Origin of the sequence: Humisphaera borealis, assembly GCF_015169395.1 — a bacterium.
In the GTDB taxonomy this organism is placed as follows: Bacteria; Planctomycetota; Phycisphaerae; order Tepidisphaerales; family Tepidisphaeraceae; genus Humisphaera; species Humisphaera borealis.
This window is the reverse complement of sequence record NZ_CP063458.1, coordinates 851,340-875,001: the sequence shown is the minus strand read 5'-3', so window position 1 is coordinate 875,001 and position 23,662 is coordinate 851,340. Positions and strand designations below refer to the sequence as shown.

Annotated in this window: 14 protein-coding genes; 10 read left to right on the top strand and 4 right to left on the bottom strand. The window is 63.4% G+C overall.

Annotation, left to right across the window (positions count from 1 at the left end):
- The first annotated feature begins 346 nt into the window (after window positions 1–346).
- The 3 genes from IPV69_RS03315 to IPV69_RS03305 all read left to right on the top strand — a co-directional run bounded on the left by IPV69_RS03315 (window position 347) and on the right by IPV69_RS03305 (window position 6,289).
- Window positions 347–4,111 (top strand): S8 family serine peptidase, encoded by a 3,765-nt coding sequence (locus IPV69_RS03315; RefSeq protein ID WP_206293489.1) that lies wholly within the window; start codon window positions 347–349, stop codon window positions 4,109–4,111.
- 294 nt (window positions 4,112–4,405) lie between these two features.
- Window positions 4,406–5,143: a DedA family protein gene (locus IPV69_RS03310; RefSeq protein ID WP_206293488.1), complete on the top strand. Its 738-nt coding sequence runs from the start codon at window positions 4,406–4,408 to the stop codon at window positions 5,141–5,143.
- A gap of 36 nt (window positions 5,144–5,179) precedes the next feature.
- Window positions 5,180–6,289, top strand: coding sequence for a cytochrome-c peroxidase (locus IPV69_RS03305; protein WP_206293487.1), 1,110 nt, complete (start codon window positions 5,180–5,182; stop codon window positions 6,287–6,289).
- 98 nt (window positions 6,290–6,387) lie between these two features.
- On the opposite strand, the gene IPV69_RS03300 is transcribed toward IPV69_RS03305, so the two are convergent.
- From IPV69_RS03300 to IPV69_RS03285, 4 genes are all read right to left on the bottom strand, one after another.
- A complete protein-coding gene (locus IPV69_RS03300; protein WP_206293486.1) occupies window positions 6,388–6,789 on the bottom strand; it encodes a DUF488 domain-containing protein in 402 nt (133 codons plus the stop codon).
- Window positions 6,790–6,807: 18 nt separating this feature from the next.
- A complete protein-coding gene (locus IPV69_RS03295) occupies window positions 6,808–8,283 on the bottom strand; it encodes a 4Fe-4S binding protein (protein ID WP_206293485.1) in 1,476 nt (491 codons plus the stop codon).
- Window positions 8,284–8,344: 61 nt separating this feature from the next.
- Window positions 8,345–10,654: an FAD-dependent oxidoreductase gene (locus tag IPV69_RS03290; RefSeq protein ID WP_206293484.1), complete on the bottom strand. Its 2,310-nt coding sequence runs from the start codon at window positions 10,652–10,654 to the stop codon at window positions 8,345–8,347.
- A 195-nt stretch (window positions 10,655–10,849) separates the two neighbouring features.
- Window positions 10,850–12,055 (bottom strand): pyridoxal phosphate-dependent aminotransferase, encoded by a 1,206-nt coding sequence (locus IPV69_RS03285; protein WP_206293483.1) that lies wholly within the window; start codon window positions 12,053–12,055, stop codon window positions 10,850–10,852.
- A gap of 186 nt (window positions 12,056–12,241) precedes the next feature.
- On the opposite strand from IPV69_RS03285, the gene bamD reads away from it, so the two are divergent.
- From bamD to IPV69_RS03250, 7 genes are all read left to right on the top strand, one after another.
- Window positions 12,242–13,306, top strand: coding sequence for an outer membrane protein assembly factor BamD (gene bamD, locus IPV69_RS03280; protein WP_206293482.1), 1,065 nt, complete (start codon window positions 12,242–12,244; stop codon window positions 13,304–13,306).
- A gap of 88 nt (window positions 13,307–13,394) precedes the next feature.
- Complete coding sequence (lptE, locus tag IPV69_RS03275) at window positions 13,395–13,976, top strand: LPS assembly lipoprotein LptE (RefSeq protein WP_206293481.1); 582 nt, start codon at window positions 13,395–13,397, stop codon at window positions 13,974–13,976.
- 266 nt (window positions 13,977–14,242) lie between these two features.
- Window positions 14,243–16,282: an ATP-dependent zinc metalloprotease FtsH gene (gene ftsH / locus IPV69_RS03270; protein WP_206293480.1), complete on the top strand. Its 2,040-nt coding sequence runs from the start codon at window positions 14,243–14,245 to the stop codon at window positions 16,280–16,282.
- Between the two features lie 205 nt (window positions 16,283–16,487).
- Window positions 16,488–19,688 (top strand): clostripain-related cysteine peptidase, encoded by a 3,201-nt coding sequence (locus IPV69_RS03265; protein WP_206293479.1) that lies wholly within the window; start codon window positions 16,488–16,490, stop codon window positions 19,686–19,688.
- Window positions 19,689–19,713: 25 nt separating this feature from the next.
- The gene (locus IPV69_RS03260; protein WP_206293478.1) at window positions 19,714–20,490 is read left to right on the top strand and encodes an aldolase/citrate lyase family protein; all 777 of its coding nucleotides are present in this window, start codon (window positions 19,714–19,716) and stop codon (window positions 20,488–20,490) included.
- A gap of 127 nt (window positions 20,491–20,617) precedes the next feature.
- A complete protein-coding gene (locus IPV69_RS03255; RefSeq protein WP_206293477.1) occupies window positions 20,618–21,424 on the top strand; it encodes a BPL-N domain-containing protein in 807 nt (268 codons plus the stop codon).
- Between the two features lie 777 nt (window positions 21,425–22,201).
- On the top strand, window positions 22,202–23,626 hold the full coding sequence (locus tag IPV69_RS03250) for a S8 family peptidase (protein WP_206293476.1): 1,425 nt from the start codon (window positions 22,202–22,204) through the stop codon (window positions 23,624–23,626).
- Window positions 23,627–23,662 lie beyond the last annotated feature (36 nt).

Here is a 23,662-nt window from a genome sequence, read left to right as displayed (position 1 = left end):
GAGACTGGGGAAGGCAATCGGACTTTGCGGGCAAGCACGTTTGTGTACGCTTTCATCCTGCGAGAAAGCGTGCACGGCGGCTTGCCCGCTTTCATATACTCACGGAAGGTCAAGGAGCACGATGGCGTTTGCAGCGAGGATGGTATCGGCGGTGGATCGGGTGGTCAGTGCGGTGATCGCACGCCATCTGGTTCGCGCCGGCCGCTCGCCTGGCGCAGTCGCCGCGTGGGAATCTCGAACGCCGAGTTGGAATGTATTGACGTATTTCCTCGGGCGTTCGTTGTTCGATGTTCGATGTTCAATGTTCGACTCCAGCATCCCGAAGTCCCGGCAGCATCGCCGACCCATGAATCGATTCGAATTCGACTTCCACCCTCTTGAGCCCCGCTGCCTGTTCTCGGCGGCGCTCGATCTGATCGGGGTGAACGCCCTCCGTGCCGATCCGGTCTTTGCCGGGATCGACGGTTCGGGCGTCACGGTCGCGGTCATCGACACCGGTGTTGACTTCACCCACCCGCTACTGTCGGCCGCCAAGATCACTGAAAAGGACATCGTCTACGGCGGGACCACCGAAAGGCTGACCGACGAGCACGGCACCCATGTCGCCGGCATCGTCGGCGCTCGCAATGACAACATCGGCGTCGCGACCGGTGTCGGCCTGATCGGCATCCAGGTGTTCACCGAGAGCCGAAACGGCGGCGTGCAGGCGTATGACGCCGACATCGAGAAGGCCCTTAAATGGGTCTACGACAACGCCGTCAAGTACAACATTGTCGCCGTGAACATGTCGCTGGGCAGCGGGAATTACGTGTCTGCGGCGGCGGCAAACGACAACATTCTTTACGACGACGTTAAACGACTGGAGGGCGCGGGCATTACCGTGGTCTCGGCGGCCGGCAACTCGTACGCCGACCTGGAAAAACAGGGATCGGCCTCCCCCGCCGTCTTCTCCACGCTCGACGTCGGCGCGGTCTACGAAACCAACGAAGGCCGCCGCGCCGGTGCCGGCGGTACCGACTTCACCACCGACGCCGACCGGCTCACCTACTTCAGCCAGCGCCCCAACACCGGCAACCAGATCTTCGCGCCCGGCGCGTACATCACCAGCACCGTTCCCGGCGGAAAAACGCAAGACCTGGCCGGTACGAGCATGGCGGCCCCGATGGTCACTGGCGTGGTCGCACTGATGCAGGAAGCCGCCGTCCAGTTCGGCGGACGCAGGCTCTCGACGGCCGAGATCCAGTCCATCATCCGCCAGACCGCCGACACGATCGTGGACGGCGACGACGAAAACACGTCCGTCAAGACGACCGGTGCGACCTACCAGCGCGTCAACGCCTACAGCGCGGTCAGGGCAGTCCGCAACCTGTTCACCGGCGGCGTCAACACCGGCGAGGTCGATCCCAACGGCACGATTGCCGGTGCGGTAAATGGCCCGGAACTGGACGACTCGCCGTCGGCGGCGATCGAAAGCAACATCGGTTCGGACGGATCGACCAGCGTCGGCGGCGACGACGTCGATCTCTACCGCATCAGCGTCACGTCGCCCGGCGAGCTGAAGATCGATGTCGATACCTCGACCTTTCAGGCGGTGCTCCGCGTCTTCAGCGCCGCCGGCACGCCTGTCGATCTCTCGACGGCCGGCGGCAACAGCGGCTTCTCCCGCGTCGTGTCGCTTCAGTCCGGCACGTATTACGTCGGCCTCAGCAGCGCCCCCAACTCGGTCTACAACCCGAACATCCCCGGCAGCGGCCCCGATGGTGCGACCGGCACTTACGCGATCGCATTCTCGCTCGACACCGCCGATGCCGATGGCGTCATCGACGGCGCGACCGACATCAGCGTCGGAACCGGTGCCCAGGCGATCACCGCCAACATCGGCCAGGACCCCGGCAAGAGCGTCGGCGCATCGGACGTGGACTTCTACCGCGTCACCGTCCCCGATGACGGCACGCTGCTTGTCGACATTGACACCAACGGCTCTTCGTATCCCGATACTTACGTCCGCGTCTTCGACGAGGACGGTAACCAGAAGTCGTTCAGCGACGACGACCTGGCCGAGGACATCAGCGGCCAGCAGATCGAGTTTCGGTCCGGCCTGATCAACGTCGTGGACGGGTCCGGTGCGGCACAGGGCCACAAGACCGACAGTTTCATCGGCGGTGCGGTCACCAAGGGGACGACGTACTACATCGCGGTTGCCAACTTCGAGAACCGGGCCTTCTCACCGACCAACCTCGACGACCGAATCTCCACCGGCAGCACCGGCGGCTACAGCCTGTTCGTCAGTTTCCGCAACGGCGATGCCAACGGCGCCATCCCGCAGGCCGTCGTCACGACTTCGCTTCCGCTCGTCGCCAATCCCGGTGAGATCGGTTCGGACGGCACGACCGCCGGCCTGGTCAGTGTCGGCGACCGCGACGTGGATTTCATCAAGCTCAATTCCCCGACCGCCGGCATCCTGAAGATCGATATCGACTCCAACGCCAACGGCGGCAGCATCACCGATCCCGTCGATGCGGTGGTGCGGCTCTTCGATTCCAGCGGGAACCTGCTCGCACTGAACGACAACGGACCCGACGGCGCAGACCCGCTGCTGTATTACGAGATCTCGGCCGACACCGACTACTACCTGGCCGTCTCGGGCGCGGGCAACGACAACTTCGACCCCTTCCTGCTCGGGTCCGGCGGGTCTGGTGACACAGGCGAGTATTCCTTCAGCGCATCGGTCCTTTCGGAATCGGTCGGGGCGAATCTCTCGGACGACTCGGCGTCGGATGGGGGCGTCGGTCGGCTGTTCCTGGACCAGGCGCTGTCCGGAACGCTGGGTGACGACAGCGGATTTGCCAAGGGTGCCAGCGACGTTGACCTGTACCATTTCACGGCCCCCTTCACCGGCGAGTTCACGTTCACCGCCGGCCCGGACGACGCCTTCGGCGCAGACACCTTCCTCCGCGTCTTTAACTCTGCCGGCACGCAGCTGGCCAAGGACGACAACGGCGGCGGGAACACCGGGGGCAGCGAGATCGTCGTGAACCTGACCGGCGGCCAGTCGTACCTGGTCGGTGTGAGCGGCGCCGGCCCCGATGCCGATGCGTACGACCCCGTCACCGGTACCGGCGCCGGCGAAGGTGATACCGGCGGCTATACGCTGAACGTGACCGCCGGCGAGCGATTCGTGGTCTTCGGCCCCGACAACAAGGCGGTCTACACCGATTCCGACGGCACGCCGGTCTCCATCACCCTGACCGGCTCCGGCAGCGGCACGGTCTTCTTCGACAACAGCGGCAACATCGACGCCAGCAGGATTCTGCTGGAAAACACCACCGACGGCACGCTCGTGACCATTCGTGGAGCCACCAGCGTGGGGCAGATCTCGGTCGCCGGTTCGCTGAAATCGCTCGCCGGCAAGGAAGTCAATCTCAACGGCGACCTGTCGATCTCCGGCACCGTACGCGTACTGCAGTTCGCCAACATCTCCGGAGCCGACGTGACGGTTGCGGGCTCAGCGGCAGCGCTGAGCCTCACCGCCGGCGTGGTGACCGACAGTTCCATCACCTCCGCTTCACCGATCAAATCGCTCAAGGTGGCTGCTTGGAACGATACCGCCGGCGACGATGTCATCGCAGCGCCGTCGGTGATCAGTGCCTCTTCGTCGGCGGGTTTCGCGGCGTCAATCAACGCCGGTTTCGTCGGGAAGATCAAGGTCGCCGGCAGGTTGGACGGCGACGTGCGATCGACGGGCAATATCGATTCGATCTCTGCGGACACATTCGGTGACGTGCGGATTTTCGCCGGGGTGGTTAGCGCCGTGAACGATCTTCCGGATGCCCCGGACGATTTCGCGTCATTGTCCGCCGTGCTGAAGTCGGTTGTTGTTCGAAGCAAGGCCGGCGGTGCCTTCGGCCGCTCTTTGATCGCCGCGCCTGTTATCAGGAAAGCGGTAATCGGCGATGTCGTATCGGTTGCCGGCGCACCGGTTTTCGGGCTCGCGGCCGATGTGGCCAAGTCGATCAAGGGGTCCGTCAATGGCGTTGCTTTGAAGCTGAAAGACCTCGACGATGTCACCGATCTGGTAGACCGGGGCGAATTTGTGGTTCGATTGGTCTGACCGTCGCACGCCGGGTTGCGGACTCGTGCGGAAAAGTAGGCGGAAGTAGGGAAAGTCGCATCTGGAAAAGTTGGCTGTGGGGTGAATAGAATGCTCGAGCAGTTGGTTGTTTCAACGATGACCCCCAACGCCGGCGGAGACCCTCCCCATCCCGCCGGCGGACCCACGGCCGGGCGGCCCCCCACGCCCGGCCCTTTTTTTGCGCCAACCCGAATCCCTCGCCAGAACCCCTTCCCGCAGCCCCGCCGGATTCGACAGAGCCGGGCCGGCTGATCTATCCTCACCGGCACGCTCGTGACCACCGCCGACCCTGCCACCACACCTTCGCCCGACAGCCGACCGTTGCGTCGGCTGGTCCTGATTTCTCTGGCGATGGTCGCGGTACCGATCTTTCCCCTGTTATTGCTCGGGCTGGCTTTTGAAGACCGGGTGGAAAGCTGGATGACCGGTGCGTCGCTCTCGCCTGAAGCCCGGTTCGGCGTGATCGTCGGACTTCTCGCCGGCGATATCCTTTTGCCGATCCCTTCCAGCGCGGTGACGACCTGGGGTGGCGGTGTGCTCGGCCTTGCCGGCGCGACCGCCGCCTCGACACTCGGGATGACGCTGGGAGCGGTGCTCGGCTTCGGGCTTTCACGCCTGCTCGGGGACCGCTTCGTCAGTCGCCGCAGCGACGCCGGCGACCGCGAACGCACCGCGCTACTCGTGGGCAGGTACGGGCCCGTGGCACTGGTGGTGACACGGCCACTGCCGATCCTCGCCGAGGCGTGCGTACTGGTGGTCGGAACCACCGGCCTGACCTGGCGGCGATTTCTACCGCCGGTGCTGGTGAGCAACATCCTGGTGTCGGCCACCTACGCGGCCGCCGGCGCGTACTTTCGAAACCACAACGCCTTTGCACCGGCGATCATCCTCTCCGGTATGATTCCCCTTCTGGCGGCGCTGGTGGCCCGCAAGTGGTTGCCACGGCAAGTTGCGCAACTGCGCGACCAGAAAGAAAGTCCTGAAACGCCGCCCCTCATTCCACCGGCCTGAAAGAGGATGCTACGCTCAGGCGACCAACCACCCGAGATGACCCTCCGTTCTGTCGCAATCCTCCTGTTGTTCGGACTGCTCGGTGCAGGCCTTTGGGCCGGCGGCGTGTTTGCCCATCGGCAGGAACTGTCGAAGCGCGAGCAGGCATCCGGGCCGGTCTCGGCACTGGATGCCGACAATCCCCTCAGCCCGTTGCCCCGGCCGCCGCTGGGAATCGACCGTTCGTTCGACGAGCTTTCGATCCCGCCGACGCCCGAAACCGTGCGACTGGGTCGCTGGCTTTTCTTCGACAAACGGCTGAGCGCTGATGGCACCATTTCCTGTGCCACCTGTCACCGACCGGCGAACGGCTTCTCGGAGCCGACACCCGTATCCACCGGATCACGCGGCCAGAAGGGAACTCGCAAAGCGCCGCCGATCCTCAACCTGGCGTGGACCATATTCCCAAACTTCTTCTGGGACGGCCGGGCCGGTTCGTTGGAAGAACAGGCGCTGGGCCCGGTGACCAACCCAATCGAGATGGGCAATTCGCACGAAGCGATGATCGCCACGATCTCGGGTATCAAGGCGTACGCCCCGTATTTCAGTCAGGCCTTCGGCGACGCCGCGATCAGCAAGGAGCGCATCGCCCGGGCGATCGCCGACTACGAGCGCACGCGGCTCAGCGGCAACAGCCCGTGGGACCGCTGGCAAGCGGGCGATGCAAACGCCGTTAATGACCAGGTGAAACTCGGCCACCAGCTTTTCTTCTTCGGGAAGGCTGCATGCAACCAGTGCCATCTCGGGCAGAACTTTACGGATTCGCAGTTCCACAACCTCGGCGTCGGCTGGGACGAACAGGCCAAGACGTTCAAAGACGAAGGCCGTTCCGTGGTCAGCAGAAGGACCGAGGATCGCGGTGCGTTCAAAACCCCGACGCTGCGCGAAATCGCCAGCCGCGCTCCATACATGCACGATGGGTCACACAAGACACTCAGGGAAGTGGTCGATTTCTACAGCAAGGGCGGCCAACCCAATCCGCACCTGAGCCCGAAAATGAAGCCGCTGAATCTCAGCAGTTCGGAAGTCGATGCACTCGTCGCGTTCATGGAGGCGCTGAGCGGCGAAGGCTATCAGGACGCCGGGCCGACGCTCTTTCCGCAGTGATGTTCCTGAGGAAGGGTTCCTGATTAGCGGTCGCACCGCAGGTGCACTGTTTTCTTTCCCCTGCACCCGACGAGAAGAGTGCACCTGCGGTGCGACCGCTAATCTGTCGGATCGGGCGGGGTCAGTGCCTTCTCGATCAACTCGCGCAGCAGCGATCGATGGCACCGGCTTTCCCGGTCGCAGGCGGACGAGCAGATCAGCGTCAGCGTCTCCCCCGCCGCAACGCGTTTCGCCAGCGCCGCAATCCGGTCCTTCTGGAGCCGCATTTCTCGCAGATAGAGTGTGCGATAGGTTTCCCAGGGAATCGCCAGCATCCCCTTGCCGTAGGCGGCGGCGTGGAGTTCCTTGCTTGGGCCCAGGGCGGGATCCCATTCATCCCATGTCTCATCGGCCTTGGCGACGCCACGGGGGCGGTAGCGGGTGACGAGGATTCGTGTGCCCTCGTCGGCCGCGGCCGGCGGATCGTTCCAGCGGCGCGTATGGATGGGTTGCGTTGCCATTGCGACATGATAGCGCAGCTATGTCTTTTCCATCCCCTTGATGTTGGTCGAAGGCTGCTTGAAGACCGGCGGCTCGCCGCGGATTGCAAGATCGATCTGGTCGTGCTTGATGTAGACGCCGACGACGAACAGCACCATCAGCCCCGCCGCCAGGTCGCGCCGACCGAAGTGATCGGCCTTGCCGTGTGAGCGGACGAAGTTCAGGACCATTCCCGTCGGGCACCCGTACTTGCAGTAGGCCATCGGCACGAACACCGCCGCGATCAGGCCGGCAATCGCGACGGCAATCGTCGCGACGCCGGCGGTCTTGATCAGGTAGGCGTCAAAGGGTTCGATTCCCGCCAGCTCGAACGGCAGGCCGAGCATGGTGACGAAGAGCACGGCCACGATCAGCAGTGCCGGGAGCCAGCGGAGACTGCGGTCCAGGCTCTTCGGAAGGTGCAGCTTTGTCTTCGAAAGCCGACCGGCAAGCTCCTGCGCCGCTCCGTGGGGACAGATGTGCGAACAGTAGACCTGTCGGCGGGTCGCCCAGGGAATGACCAGCGCCGCCGCGGCGAGCAGTATCAGCCCCGGCGCCACCCGCCAGGGAATCGCCGACGCCATCCACCCCGACAGCAGCGACTGGGCCAGGATCTGCCCGTTCATCAATCCGAAATAGCCGATCAACACGACTTGGAAGACCCGCCGCGCCCAGGGCACGCTCTTCAGGGGCGTGAACGCGAACGCGAGCGACACGAGGATGACAAGCACCAGCCCCAGGTCATCCCAACGCCAGTGAATCGACGCGATCGCCGCCGTCCCAGTCTGCCAGACGGATGCAGGTGTCGCGTTGTCCCACGACAAGGAAGGAACTTGCGGCGCCGTGCTCATCTCGGCCGATGCCTTCTTGAACCGCAGGTGCAGCCCTTCGGCGATCGCCAGGCTGGTCAGCGATGCGCCTGACGTCCCCTCGACGCGCATTTCCTTCGGCGAGATCTTCGCGACCTCGTCCCAGGATTTGCCGTTCCAGTAGGTCATGAAGTACTCGTCGTTGGCGACATCGCCGACGTGTTCCTTCGTGTCCTGGCTGCTGCGGATTCGCAGGCCGACGACTTTCCATTGGGGGTCGAGAACGACGAGCGTATCGGTCGGGCCGACGTAGCCGGTGATCTTGTCGGTCACCGGACTGGTGCGAAGTGCGTAGCCGACGCGGCTTCCCGCCGCATCGAGCACGTACTGCCCGCTTCGGGGAGAGTCGTCGCGTTCGAGACTCGCGGCGGCATTGAGAAACGGCCGGACCTCTTCGACCTTGATGGGTATGCCGTTGCGTCGTTGCACGGCAGATCGCAGATCGTGTACCAGCCAGACGATCGCGACGATCACCGCCAGGCGATACAGGCGGGTCGCCCAGGGCTTCCATCGGGATCCGACCGCTGCGCGCGAAGAAGGTGATCCGGCCGGCGGACCGGCCCGGGTTGGCGGCTCGCTTGGCTGGATCACCTTCAGTTGCGGCATAAGTTGGCCCCCTCCTCCGGTACTCCGCAGGAGGGTTGGGGGGATTACTTCGATCGACTCACTACTTCGCCGGCAGTACCTGCACCGCGTCGATCGACACGTTGCCGGTCGCGCCGTCGGTCAACACGATGACCGAGCCCTCAGTGGCCGCATTGAACTGGTACGTCCCGAGCGTGATGAAGCCGTTGTCGAGCGTGCCCTTGACCTTCTGGTTGGTGACGACCGACTTCTCGCCGTCGGCGGAGACGATCTTGATCGTCACCTTGTCGGCACGGTTTTCGTGAGCCGAGTGCAGGAAGCGGACCTCATACTTGCCATCGGCGGCGACCTTGAAGTTGAACTGTGCCGATTTGCCTTTGCCGCCGGAGGTGTAGCGGTAAGCCGTGCCGACAAAGCCGGGCAGGCCCGCCCCGCTGCTCCACTCGCCGGTCACCTTGGCGGCGCTGTCATCGATCACCAGGCCCGGAAGCTTCTTGGGATCGATGCCTTCGCCGGTCGCCTCGCTTCGGCGGTGCGGCTTGGCCCGGCCACCAGTCGTATTCTGGTCGTACGGAAGCGCGGCGGTCGGGTTGACCGGATCGCCGACCTTCTCGCGGCGGGCGACGCCGGGCATGTTCGCCAGTTCCTTGAGCTCGTCGAGGTACTGTGCGTAGACGTCGCGCGGCAGGCAGTTGTTCTTGATACAGATGCTCGCCGCCTTGCCGACGATCTCGCCCATCATGCCGATCGTTCGCATCACGCGAATCGTGCCCAGGGCCTCATGGTTAACGCTGATGTGCCGGCCGGCCATGAACAGGTTGGGAATGTCCTTGGAGTAGAAGCAGCGATAGGGAACCGGATAGCCGTTCTGCCGATCAACGCCCTTGCCGAAGATCGCCTTGGAGATGAACGGGTCTTCGGGGAACTTGGCGGCGTACTGTTCCTTGGGTTCGTGCAGGTCAATATCCCAGGTGGTGGGGACGAAGCCATCGGGGAAGTCTTTCTTGCTGACGATGTCTTCGCGCGAAAGAATGACGTCCCCTTTGATCAGCCGCGATTCGCGGTTGCCACCAATGTAGGCCATCCATTCGAGCTTTGCATTGGGGTGCTTGTCCTTGCCGCCGCCGTTCTTCATCGCGTTGAACGCGCCGTAGGCTGCACGGAAGTTCCAGTCGCGGATGTATTCCAGGTCCGTCAACGGGTGGCGGTAGAAGCCGCTCTCCCAGAACCACTCGGCCTTGCCGCGATTGGGATACGGGAAGTCTTTCATCTCCAGCGGCAGAGCCCAGGGTGTTTCGGGGAACGCGGTCGGCTTGTCCCCTTCGCTCCACCGCCACATGTTGCTCATGCCCATGTGACCATGTTCGAGCATGTCGAACTCGGCACCGGCCAGCGCGGCGATGTCGCCGTGGCCCGTCGTATCGGCAAAGAGCTTGCCGGTGAAGCGCAGTTCCTCGCCGGTCATCGTGTTGAACGCCTTGACCGCCTTGATCGACTTGCCGTCCATCTCGACGCCGTTGGCGTGGGTGTTCAGGAACAGGGAGATGTTCTTCTCGGCGCGGACGATGAGGTCTTTGCGGTCGTCGCCGAACTCTTCTTCGGTGCCGGGCGAGGCCTTGGCCCGGTCGGCGAACTCTTCGACGATTTCGCCGAGCTTGGGATATTTGCCGAGCGTCGTGCCGCCCATCGACCAGACGCGGATCTCCGATGAGCCGTTACCACCCAGCACCGGGCGGTTCTGGATGAACGCCACCTTGCAGCCCATGCGGGCGGCCGAGATCGCCGTGCCCAGACCGCCATAACCGCCGCCGACGACGACGAGATCGAACGGACCGACGTCCTTCGGGTTCTCAGGGAGGCCGCGCGTCTTCTTCCGCCAGGCAGCGAGCGTGCCGTCGTTCGGCGGGGTGAGCTTGGCGTCCTTCGAGAAGACGATGGCATCACACCGACCGGCGAACCCAGTGAGGTCTTTCAGTGCGACGGTCGTCTCGGCCTTGGTAATGTCCACCGCCCCGCCGGCCTGCCAGTGCCAGTCGGCACCTTCAACGCCGAAGGTCTTGTCGAGCGCCTTGCCGCCAACGAGCAGTTGGAACTTGCCGGGCGCGCCTTGGGCCTTCCAGCGGGCGACCCAGTCCTTGGTGCGGACGAAAACGTTGTATTTGCCCGTCTCGGGGAACACGACGGTCGTCGTCGCGTCCTTCACCGGCTGGCCAAGGCCGTGCGCCAGAAGATATGGCGAGCCCATGATATGAATAAACTGCGTGTCCAATGACCATCCGCCATGGTCCTGAAAGCTTTCGGCTTCCACGAGCACCGTCTGTGCGGCGGCAGGTTTGGCGACGAAACAGAACGCAAATGCGGCAAAAGCCGCAATCAGGAGTCGTGCATGCATGGCGATACCCTCAGAAACCGGTGCAAATGTCTGCGGACAGATGTCCGAACGGTAGCGAATCTTACGGGCGTTGGGTAGGTGAAAGTTGGAGAGTTGTTTCTACTCGGACACCCACGGCGCGGCCATGGACCCCACCGCAACGCGGTGGGCGTTCAGGATCACCCTTCGCTGTACGATACCGGGACTTCGTCCCGACTATCCCAGCTTCTTCAAGAACTCCGCAATCCGATCCAAACCCTTGTCGATCTGCGCCATGCTGGTCGCAAAACTCAGCCGCACGTGGGTCTCGAAACCGCTGTCATTGCCGGGGACGACGGCGACGTGGCTTTGCTCCAGCAGCGCCGCGGCGAAGCTAACGGCGTCGGTGATTTTTGCCGTGCCCGCTGTCTTCCCGAAGTACGCGCTGACGTTGGGGAAGCAGTAGAACGCTCCCTGCGGCCGGACGCACGTCACCTTCGGCAACTCGCTCAGCCGCTTCCACATGTGCTGGCCGCGCTTCTCGAACTCCTGGCGCATCTGCTCGACCGTCACCGCCGCTTGGGGGTCGGTCAGCGCGATCGCGGCCGGGATCTGCGTGAAGCTGGTGATGTGGCTGTTCATCTGGCTTTGCAGCTTATTGATCGCGTCGATCACAAACTTCGGCCCGCCGATGTACCCCACCCGCCAGCCGGTCATCGCGAAGCTCTTGCTATGACAATTGAACGTCAGAGTCCGGTCGAACAGCACCGGGTTGAGCGTCGCGAAGCTGGCGAACTTCAAACCGCCGTACAGGAGCTTCTCGTAGATCTCGTCGGAGAAGACGACAACCTGCGGGTGCTTCGCAACGACGTCGGCGAGCGCCTTCAGTTCTTCGGCCGTGTATGCGTGGCCGGCGGGATTGCTCGGGCTATTGATGACGAACACGCGGGTTTTCGGCGTGATCGCCGCTTCGAACTGCTGCGGGGTGATCTTGAAGCCGTTGGCTTCTTCGCCACGGACGATCTTGGGTACGCCGCCGGCAAGCTTCACCTGTTCCGGGTAGCTCACCCAGTATGGCGACGGAATCAACACCTCGTCGCCGGGATTGAGGACCGCCATGAACGCCATGTACAGGCAATGCTTGCCGCCGGCACCGACGGTGATGTTCTCGGGCTTATATGCCAGGCCATTTTCCTTGACGAACTTGTCGGCGATCGCGGCTTTCAGTTCGGGGAAGCACGGCGTGGGGGTGTACTTGGTTTGCCCCTTGTCGAGGGCGGCCTTGGCAGCTTCCTTGATGAACGCCGGGGTGTCGAAGTCGGGCTCGCCCGCTCCAAAGCCGACGACATCAATGCCCGCTTTCTTCATCGCTCCCGCCTTGGCACTGACGGCCAGCGTGATCGAATCGGCAATGAGGGACATCCGGTCGGCGAGGGGAAACATGAGCAAACTCCTATCAGATTGGCATGCGCAATGAACGGTTTCCGCAGTGAAGGCGGGCGGGAGAGACTATGGAAGACCCCCTGTCATTTCAAGCCACACCCTCGAGCGGCGGCGTGCCCCCGGTGCAAATGACAAATGACCGCGGAGAAATGACAAAACCCTTCGCCACCTTTATCATTCACCGCCATGCGACGGAACGCCTGCCTTTTAACCTGCCTGCTCTCGGTCCTGGCGTGGAGCGCCAGTCCCACGGCCGCCGACACCAAGTCTGCCAAGACATGGGATTTCAGCGGTCGCGGCCGTTGGAACGAAGTTCAGCAGCCGACCTCTCAGCCGGTCGCGAACGTGACGCTGGACAAGGTCGAACAGTTGCTCGGCAGCAATCAGCACGGTCCGGCGCTGGAATTGGCGTTGCAATGGATCAAGGCGCCAGAGAACCGCCTGGCGCCCGATCGCGACCGCGGGCTGTTCCTGCTCGCCGAGGCCTACTACCAGGACGACGAGCGCATCACCGCGTTCTACCACCTCGACGAGCTGCTGGATTACTACCCCGAAAGCCGGTTCTTCTATCCGGCGCTGGAGAAGCAGTACCTGATCGCCGACGAGTACCTGAAGGGTCGCAAGCGAAAGCTGCTGGGGATTCCGATCTTCTCGGTGGACGAGGAAGCGATCGACATGCTCTTCCGCATTCAGGAGCGGTCGCCGGGCTCGCCATTGGCGGAACGGTCGCTGCTGCGGTCGGCGGATTTCTACTTCAGCAAGTCCGAATGGGAATTGGCCGCCGATGCCTACGGCGCCTACGGGCGCAGCTACCCCCGGAGTCCTGAAATCGGACGGGTTCGGCTGCAGCGGGCGTTGGCGTCGTTCGCGCAGTTCCGCGGCAGCCGGCATGACGCCACGCCACTGATCGACGCGCGAGCCCAGTTCGAGGATGTCAAAACCCGATACCCCGAGCTGGCGCAGCAGGCCAACGTCCAGAAGTTCATCGACACGATCAACACGACCCTTGCCCGCAAGATGCTCGGCACCGCAGACTTCTACCGGCGGACGAGCAAGCCCAAGGCCGCTGCGTACACCCTGCTGACACTGATCTCAACGTATCCGCTGCTTCCCGAGGCCGACCAGGCCCGGAGCGAACTCAAACGGTTGCCGCAGGTCGCCGTCGATCAGGCCGAGGCCATCCGAGTGCCGACGGCGGCGACTCGTCCCATCGGACCGGAAAAGCCGGCCGAGCTTCAGCCCAAGAAGTAGTTGCGTGTTGAACCCGTCTCAGAAAGAGCCGCGGCGAATGACCCTCTGTCACCCGAACCAGACCCTGCGAAGCACCCGAAGCCAGTCTATGGTCACCATGGCGTCGCCACGGGCACTCGGTATTCGCCCGGCCGCCGGGACCATGGTGCTGGTGTGGGCCGGCCTGGCGTGTGTGTTCGCGGGCGCCGGCTGCGGTTACCAGCAGTCAGGTTCCGCCCAGAATGCGCCGGCCGGCTATCAATGGAAGAGTCTTTACCGTGGCGACGTGAAGTCAGTCGCCGTCCCGATCTTCACCAATAAGACCTTTTACCGGAACGTGGAGTTCAACCTGACCGAGGCGGTCAGTCAGCAACTGGAAGCGCAAAGCCCCTACCGAATCGCGCCGCGGGAGCAGGCCGACACCCTTCTGGAAGGCGAGATCACGCGGGTTCGCCTGCGGACGCTCAGCGAGGCCCCCGGTGCCGTGACGCCCCAGGAACAGCTGTATACCGTTCGGGTGAGTTTCGTCTGGAAAGACCTGCGGACGGGCAAGATTCTGGTCGAACGCAAGGATTTCGAGCAAGCGGCACCCTACTACCCGACGCTCGGCGAAGGGCAGTTCACCGGACAACAGCAAAACATGGAGCGGCTGGCCCTGGCGATCGTTCAGGAGCTGCAAGCCGCGTGGTGACTGCCGCTTGCGACTGCATGACCGCCGCCGTTTCGGCAAAGGCCCGGACGGCATCGGGCCGATGGACTATCGGGTTCAGAGATTTCACCAGTGTTGGCGGACGCGAGGGATAGAAAACCCCCCAGTCCCAACCGTATCATGCTGGCGGACGTATGATCGATGGTGCCGCGCCGGTTACACCGGCGGTACACCCCAGTCTTCAAAAAGTCTCGAGAACGCCTGCTAGCACCGCTGCGAGGAAGGACCCCTCGCCAGGAAAGAAACCTATGGCTGAACAAAAACCCGACCGCCCCAACCGCAAGCCCGGCCGACCGGGTCCGGGCAACGGCAATCTGAAGTACCGCAGTGGGCTGGTGGGCTGGCTCCTGTTTATCGGTCTGGCCGTGCTGCTGGTGATGCTCGTCAAGAGCGGCAACCGCAGCCAGGTCAAGATCGCCACCGGCGACTTCTGGAACGCTTTCAATGCCGACAAGGTTGCCGTCCTGAAGGTCGAAAGCGACGAGGTCTCCGGCAAGCTCAAGGAAAAGACGACCCTGACCGTTGACGGGCAGGCCGTCCCGGTCAGCGAGTTCCGCGCCGAGTTCCCGACCGGTTACATGGCCCAGCGCGGGTTCGGCGAACTGCTCAACGCCAAGACCACCACCCGTATTGAAGTCGATAACCGCGACAGCTTCTGGCTGAACTTCCTGCTGCCGTTCATCCCCTGGCTGCTGATCTTCGGCTTCATCTGGTTCTTCGTCTTCCGGCAGATTCGATCGGCCGGCGGCGCGAACATGCTCGGCAACTTCGGCAAGAGCAAGGCCCGCATTACCAGCAAGGAACACACTCACGTCACCTTCGAAGACGTCGCCGGCGTCGAAGAAGCCAAGGACGAGGTGATGGAAATCGTCGAGTTCCTGAAGAACCCCAAGAAGTTCCAGCGGCTGGGCGGGCGCATTCCGCGTGGCGTGCTGCTGGTCGGCGAACCGGGCACCGGTAAAACGCTGCTCGCCAAGGCGATCGCCGGCGAAGCCGATGTGCCGTTCTTCTCGATCTCGGGTTCCGATTTCGTCGAGATGTTCGTCGGCGTCGGTGCCAGCCGTGTCCGCGACCTGTTCAAGCAGGCCAAGGACAACAGCCCGTGTATCGTGTTCCTGGACGAAATCGATGCCGTCGGCCGTCGCCGCGGCTCGGGGTTCTCGTCCGGCGGTCACGACGAACGCGAACAGACGCTCAACGCGATCCTCGTCGAGATGGACGGCTTTGAGACTAACGAGCAGGTCATCGTGTGCGCCGCCACCAATCGCGTGGACGTGCTCGACCCGGCTCTTACCCGCCCGGGCCGGTTCGACCGGCAGATTTATGTCCCGCTGCCCGACATCAAGGGCCGTATGGAAATCCTGAAGGTCCACAGCCGGAAGGTAAAGCTCGGACCCAACGTAGACCTGATGAAGCTCGCCAAGGCTACACCCGGTTTCAGCGGTGCCGACCTGGCGGCGATCATCAACGAGTCGGCGCTGGGTGCGACGCTGGCGGGCAAGGAGTTCATCGAGCAGGACGACATGGAAGAGGCCCGCGACAAGGTTCGCTTCGGCCGGGCCAGGAAGAGCCGCGTGATCGACGAAAAGGAAAAACTCGCCACCGCCTACCATGAAGCCGGTCATGCGGTGATCCAGTGGGTGTTGCGCCCCGACAGCGACCCGATCCACAAGGTGACGGTCATCCCGCGTGGCAACTACGGCGGCGCGACGATGAGCCTGCCGGAGAAGGACCGTTCCAACTACAGCAAGAAGTGGTGCCTGGCCACCATGAAGGTACTGTTCGGCGGACGCATCGCCGAGGAGATGTTCTGCGGCGACGTGAACACCGGCGTGATGAGCGACATCCGCCAGGTCACCGGGCTGGCCCGCAAGATGGTCACCGAGTGGGGCATGAACGACCGCCTCGGCTTCGTCTTCTACGGCGATGACGACAGCAAGCCCAACATGTTCGGCGGCTTCGGCGAAGGCAAGGCGTACTCCGACGAGACGGCCAAGACGATCGACGAAGAGGTCAAGAAGCTGATCGACTTCCTTTACGAGGAAGCCCGACAACTGCTGACCACCCACAAGGACCGCGTCGATGCGATGGCCAAGGCTCTGGTCAAGTACGAAACGCTGGACGCGTCGGACGTCGACCGCATCATGCGTGGCGACAACCTGAACAAGCCGACGATCAGCGACCTGCTCGATCAGCAGAGCCGCAGCGGTACAGTGATCCAGCCCGGCCCGACGCCGTCGGCCCCCGACGTCACGCCCGGTTTCGGCGCGATGCCGAGCCCCGGTTGAGACCCCCTTCGCAGAATCGATCAGTGACGATCACGAAACACCCACGGACAGTCGTCCGTGGGTGTTTTCGCGTTCACCAATGCAAAAGTTCGTGGCAGTTGCATGGGCGACCGATTATGGTTCCTTGCGCCGGGCGCAACAAAACCGGTCCACTTTAAGCGGGAGCACTATGCATGCCTTCAGGTTGTCTTGTGTCCTAGTCATTTTGGCATCTGCCGCCAGCGTGCATGCCGCCGACTTTTCCGGCACTTACCTCAACGCGGACGTCACGCTGCAACTCACCGCTGGTGGCGGCGGGTACACGGGACGGCTTACGGTCAAGGGAAAGGAATATCCCGTCTCGGCCCGGGAGGATGCCGGCGGTCTGAAGGGGATGTTCAAGGCGGGTACCTCGACGTTTGAGTTCACAGCCACGCTCGAGAAGCAACTGCTGACGCTCCGCAGCGGCAGCAGTACCTACGAATTGAAACTTGACGTCCCGCTGCCTGCGACAGGTCCGGCTCCCGCACCGCAGCAGTCGTTCCCGCAGCCGACCTACCCCACCAGCCGCCCGGCCCCGCCGCCGCCTATCCAGAGCCCCACCCACGACGCCGCGATCGCGTTCTTCAAAGCCCCCGTCACCCTACAGGCCGACCCGAAGCGTGAGTGGCTGATCGTGCTGTACCTCAACGGAGACAGCAATCTCGACGCCAACGGCGTCTACAACCTGGAGATGGCAGAACGCGGGATCGGCGACGGCGTCGAGATGATCGCGCTCTACGACCGCCCCGTCGGCAAAGACCGAAAGGGCCAGGAGCGCAAGTCGCGACTCTACCGCGTCAGGAAAAACAAGACCGAAGCACTCGACTCCGAAGTGCTCAAAGAGTTCGGCATCCTCGACATGACCGACCCCCGGCTCCTGGCCGCGTTCACCGAGTGGACCCTCAAAACCTATCCCGCCAAGCAGTACGCCAGCATCGCCTGGAATCACGGTGGCGGCTGGCAGAGCCTCCACAGCGACGACAACGCCGGTGCCCCCGACCGCAGGATCTTCGGCATGACCCTCCCGGGATTCCGCCAGGGCCTCAGCGACGGCATGAAGGCCGCCGGGCTGAAGAAGTGGGACGTTTTCATCTTCGACATGTGCCTGATGGCCCAGCTCGAAGTCGCCGCCGAGATGTACGGCCTGGCCGACATCATGATCGCCAGCCAGGATGTCGAGCCCGGCCAGGGTGTGCCGTACGACAAGGTGCTGGAGGCATTTTCACGCGGCACCTTCGGCGGCCGTCGCATCGCCTCCGAGATCGTCACCGAGTTCGACAAGTTCTATAAAACCAGTTCAAAATCCACCACCACGCTATCTGCGGTCGACCTGACGCTGTTCCCCGAGGTCAATACCAAACTGAACGCGGTCTGCGACAAGCTGGTGACCGTGCTGCCGAAGCAGTGGTCGTCGTTCGCGAAAAGCATTTTTCACGCCGAGCAGTACAACCAGAGCCGCGACGACTTCCGAATGGGCGTGTTTGCGCTGCAAAGCGTCGACATGCTGGACGTGCTCAAGAAGTGCCGCGGCACGTTCTCCGAGTTCCCCGCCGAGGCAGAGTTTAAGGACCTCGTCGCGGTCATGGACCGCTACGTCATCACCAGCGCCAACAGCACGCGACACTGGCAGAGCAACGGCGTCGCGATCTACGCCCCGGTCATCCAGGGCGCGTACGACCCCGACTACGAGAAGCTGAAGTTCTACCAGGGCAGCAGCTGGCCAAAGCTCATTAAGGCGCTCTACCCCGAGCAGGCCAGGAACAACCAGCCGCCGGTGTTTAAGAAAGTCGAGCTGGTCAGCAGCGACGACAAGCCGGTACCGTCGCTACAGGCCGTCTCCGGGACCCGGCTCGCGATCGAGATCGAGGGCAACAGCATCGTATGGATCAAGGACATGACGGCCGTCCGCGAGGCCGGTGGCGTGCGGGCGATCATGTCGACCGTCGTCGTCGATGAGAACTTCCTGGAAAAAATGGAGGACTCTCACAAGAAGTTCGGCCAGGAAGATGACATTATCCTCCCCCAGTTCAAGGACGGACATAACCGCGTCCGGCAGTTTCAGTACGGACTCCGCGCCATGATGACCGACGGCCACGACACCGTCGAAGTCATGCTCGACAACTCCGGGCTCGGCGAGCTCGGCGACTTCGTCGTGCCGGTCATGGTGCAGGACCCCGCGCTGGGTGAAGCGCCAGTGCGCGGCATTCTCAAAAGCGGTTTCACCGGCATGGTCGTCGAGCAGGTGATCGTCTTTATCGAGTCACCGCAAGGCGTCCGCCGGGCGGCACTGGAGCCCGGCGAGCAGACTAAAATCATGCCGCGGTTCCCGTTCATCAAGGACGACGGAACTGTCTCCATGGTGACCCGCGGCGCGATCAACTACGGCAAGGGGCTCATCTTCCATATCGATCTGCTCCCCGCCGGCGACTACGAGAGCATCCTCACCGCCGAGACCATGACCGGTGCCATGGCCCGCACCCGCTTCCCGTTCAAGGTGGAGGTAGACCCCAACATTGTCGCGTCGAAACAGAACTTCCGGCAGTTCAAGTCGGAGATGCTCGTCGGCACCTTCGACTGGACCATCCCCACCGAGCCCCCGCAGCAGATCGGTTCGATGGTCGTCCGGCCGACGAAGGGGCCGCTCGCCTATTCGGTTGAACTCACCATGCCCGGCCCGGACGGCAAACCGGCCGTCCGCCGCGGGATGCTCTTTGTCACGCTGGAGGGCCTACCGTCGTTCCACATGCAATTGGGCACCTCCGGCAACCGGCCGGAAGGCGCACTGATGGGGCCGCTGTTCTTCGTCCCGGATAAGGGAATCATCATGGCCCGCCCGCTCGGCCTGGAGATGAACATCTTCTGGGTCAAGAAGGGTGGCGGCCCGGTGGTCAACAACGGCGGCCAGCCACCCGAGCGGGTGGTCCCACAGGGCTGGGCCATCGTCAGCGACGGCAACGGCATCGTATCGCTCGCCGTTCCGCCCAACCTCCCCAACCAGGCCGCGCTGGTGAACAACAAGCGGCAGCTGCTCCCCGGCTTCGATTTCAACGCGATCGACAACCAGTTGCTCGCCGGCGTGGAGATCATCCGGTTCGACGGCGAGCGCGACCCCAATCGCGTCATGCGGGCGCTCGTCGCCGCCATGCAGCAGATGGGCCTGCAATCCCAGTTCGAAGCCGGCAAGCCGATGAAGATCGACGGCGTCGACGCCACCGGCTATGTCGGGCAGTTCATGGCGGGGAACCTGGTCTACGCCATGGGCGTGAACCTCATTTCAACGCCAAAGGGCATCGTCGCGGTCAACTTCGCGCACGCGCCGCAGAATGCGGAAAGCTCGCTTCCCGTCCTGACGCAGATCATCAAGACGATCCGCGTCGCCAAGTAGGTTAACAGCACCCAGGAGCGATCGCATGAACGAATCCATCCCCGTAAACCCCTTCAAGCACGCGATTCTCGCCGGACGGGTACAGATCGGACTGTGGGCCAATCTGTGCAACCCGATCGCGACGGAAGTCACCGCCGGTGCGGGGTTCGACTGGCTGCTGATCGACGCCGAACACGCGCCCAACGACGTCACCACGGTGATCGGGCAGCTCCACGCGATGACCGGCGGCACCGCCGTTGCAGTGCTGCGACCGCCCTGGAACGACACCGTGGTTATCAAGCGTTACCTGGACATCGGGGTGCAGAACCTGTTGATTCCCTACATTCAGAACGCCGACGAAGCCGCCGCCGCCGTCGCCGCCACGCGCTATCCTCCGGCCGGCGTGCGTGGCGTGGCATCGATCCATCGGGCCAACCAGTACGCCCGCGACAAGCGTTACTTCTCGCATGCCAACGACAACATGTGCGTGTTGCTACAACTCGAAACGACGGAGGCTTTGAACAACCTGGAGGCGATCGCCGCCGTCCCCGGCGTGGACGGCCTGTTCATCGGCCCCAGCGACCTGGCGGCGTCGATGGGTCATCTGGGCAACATCAGCCATCCGGAGGTCCGCCAGGCGATCGCGTCGGCGATCGTGCGGATCCACCAGTCCGGCAAGGCCGCCGGCATCCTCGCCCCGCTCGAGGCCGACGCCCGCCACTGGCTCGACCTGGGCGCGACATTCGTCGCCGTCGGCAGCGACCTGAATCTCCTGGCCCGTCACACCGAACAACTCGCCGCCAGGTTCAAGCAGCCGCGGTAAATCTGACGTCTTACCCGTCTCGGCGGCGATGAATCACACTGTGTCCGGATTGAACCTCGCAAGGCCCGCGACGCATTTCGCGTTTCTTTTTGATCGCATGAGCGTCGGGCTGATAGAGTCGACGTCCATGAAGCCGATCGACCGTCTGATGCTCTGTGCACTTTCTCTGATCACCTTCATTCCGCACCTTGTGCTCGCGGGCGATGTGCCGGCAACGCGCCCTTCGACCCAGCCTGCCGGTAAGGTGCTGCGCGTCGCCGTCTATCGTGATACCGGCGGAACCGACAAGGATAATGTCGGCAAATGCCTTTCCCGCTCCGGCGACTTCACCTACACGCTCGTCACCGCCCAGGATATCCGCGCCGGCAAACTCAAGGATTTTGACGTCCTCGTCCAACCCGGCGGCAGCGGGTCCAAGCAGGCCGAAACCCTCCAGCCCGAAGGGCGCGAGATCATCAAAAAGTTCGTTCAGGACGGCGGCGGGTATGTCGGCATCTGCGGCGGAGCATACCTCGCCACCACGCACTACAAATGGTCGATCGGCCTGCTCAACGCCCAGGTCGTCGACACCAAGCACTGGGCCCGCGGCACCGGCACCGTCCAGCTCCGCCTGACGTCCGACGGCAAATCACTGGCCGGCGTCAAGGACGAGATCGTTCCCGTGGACTATGCCCAGGGCCCCCTGCTGGCCCCCGATAACAAGCCCGACTTGCCCGCCTACCAACCCCTGGCGACGTTTGAAACCGAGATTGCCAAGAACGGCGCTCCCGTCGGCGTCATGAAGGGCACCACCGCCGCTGCCCAGGCGAACTTCGGCAAGGGACGGGTCATCTGCATCAGCCCACACCCCGAACGCAGCGCCGGCCTCGACGGACTCATCCGCAACGCCGTCAGGTGGGTGGCCAACGCGCCGACGCCCACCGAAAAGCCCTGAGCTGGACCAAGCCTCCAATCTGAAGCGGTTAGCGGTCGCACGGAAAGTGCACGCCTTTCTTGCGTTCGCAAGAGTGCACCTGCGGTGCGACCGCTAACCCGAAAAATGAAGACTCACCACGGAGAACACTGAGGACACGGAGAAGCCACGGAGGCCGCGCCGGATCGTGACCGAGGCCACCCCACAATACACAGTGGCCGCGCCAGAGTCCGCAGAAGTCCTTTCTCGGTCTTCATCTCCGTGAACTCCGTGTCCTGCTCCGAAAACAGAAGTGATGAACGCCAAGACGCCGAGTCGCCAAGGACGCCATCCAAGGCAAGGCAACTCTTGGCGTCTCGGCTTGGCGTTCAATCCTGGCACCGTACCAAGGTTTCATCATCTCGGTGAGAGGCAAGAGGCTTCAAGATGAACTCCGTGGTAAGTCCGCATTTAGTACGCGAGCCGGCCCGACACTCGACCGAATCTGAAACCGCATTCAAGACCGTCCGTACGTAACACTCAACGCCGCCGTTCGCTCCTACCCGCCACTCGCCGAAATTCCCCGCGCCGGCAATTTCCCGGGAAGAACTTACCCCGCTCGGGTGTCCGATTAATCGCAAGGATGTTGTTCTAGCCCCCACGGCGACGAACCTGCCTCCTGCCGCGACGTGTTGGCACTCGCCAAACCGGCGGCCGTAAACCCAAACACCCGATTGCCCCGACTGCGGCTCCGTCGCGCCACCGCCTGCCCGGCGAGCGCCAATGCCCTCGGTGCGCTCCGACTTTCAGAGGATGACCATGCGCCTGCCCACCTTCTCAAACCACTTCGATCGCCTGCCGGTCTTCCGCGCTTTCCGCCGCTGGCAACAGCGGCTGTCGCCGTCGCTCTCACGTGACTGCCGCTTCGACACACTTGAGAAGCGCACGCTGATGTCCACCGTCCCCAACGACCCCGGCTACGCCGACCAATGGGGTCTGTCCGGTTCGAACGCCGAATCCGCGTGGGACGCCGGCACGGGCAGCGCGGCGGTGGTCGTCGGGCACATCGATTCCGGCATCGACTACACCCACGAAGATCTCTACCTCAACGTCTGGATCAACCAGGCCGAGATCCCCAAGGCGCTCAAGAAGAAGCTCGTCGATACCGACGCCGACGGCCTTATCACCTTCTACGACCTCAACAATTCCGCCAACGCCGCCTATGTGCATGACGGTAACGCCAACGGCCACATCGACGCCGGCGATCTGCTCAGGCCGTGGAAGGCCAACCTCAGCGGCGGCTGGGAGGACGGCCGCAACGGCAAGAGCTACAAGGGAGACAAATACGTCGATGACATCATCGGCTGGGATTTCGGCGACAACGACAACAACCCCATGGACGACGACGGCCACGGCACCCACACCGCCGGCACGATCGGCGCGATCGGCAACAACGGCGTCGGCACCGCCGGCGTGGTCTGGAAGACGAGCCTGATGGCGCTCAAGATTTTCGGCAACGGCCAGGACGGCGCCAGCGATGCCGACATCGCCGCCGCCATTCGCTACGCCGCCGACAACGGCGTGAAGATCACCAGCAACAGTTACGGCGGATCGGGCGGCACGACCGACGGGCTCTACCGCGCCCTCGTCTACGCCGAGCAAAAGGGCATGCTCATGGTCTATGCCGCCGGCAACGACGGCGTGAATAACGACAGCAGTTGGGACGCCAGCTACCCCGCCACCTACGACCTGTCGAACATCATCTCCGTCGCCGCCAGCAACAGCGGCAGTTCGCTGACCTCCTGGTCGAACTACGGCGAAACCTCCGTCGATCTCGCCGCCCCCGGCGACGACATCTACAGCACCTACCTGGACGGCACGTACGAAACCGAAAGCGGCACCTCGATGGCAACGCCCCACGTCGCCGGCACACTCGCGCTGATGCTCTCGCAGAACCCGTCGCTGACGGCGGCGCAGCTCAAGAGCCAATTGCTCGCCGGCGTAAACCAGCAGTCGTCGATCCTCGGCCAAACCGTCACCGGCGGCACGCTGGACATCGCCAACGCCACCAAGGCCGTTGCAGGCTCGACCGCGACCGCGCCGGCGCAGGACCAGACACCGGTCTTCTGGTTCGTACCGAGGTTCGGCTTCTGGGGTTACGGCGGCGGCTACGCGTACAACGGCGGTGCGCTATCAGCGTACCCGGTCACCGTCACGCCGACGGCAGGCGGATGGGCGGTGTGACGGGCGGACGATCAGCCCCGCCGGGGCTCGCGCAAA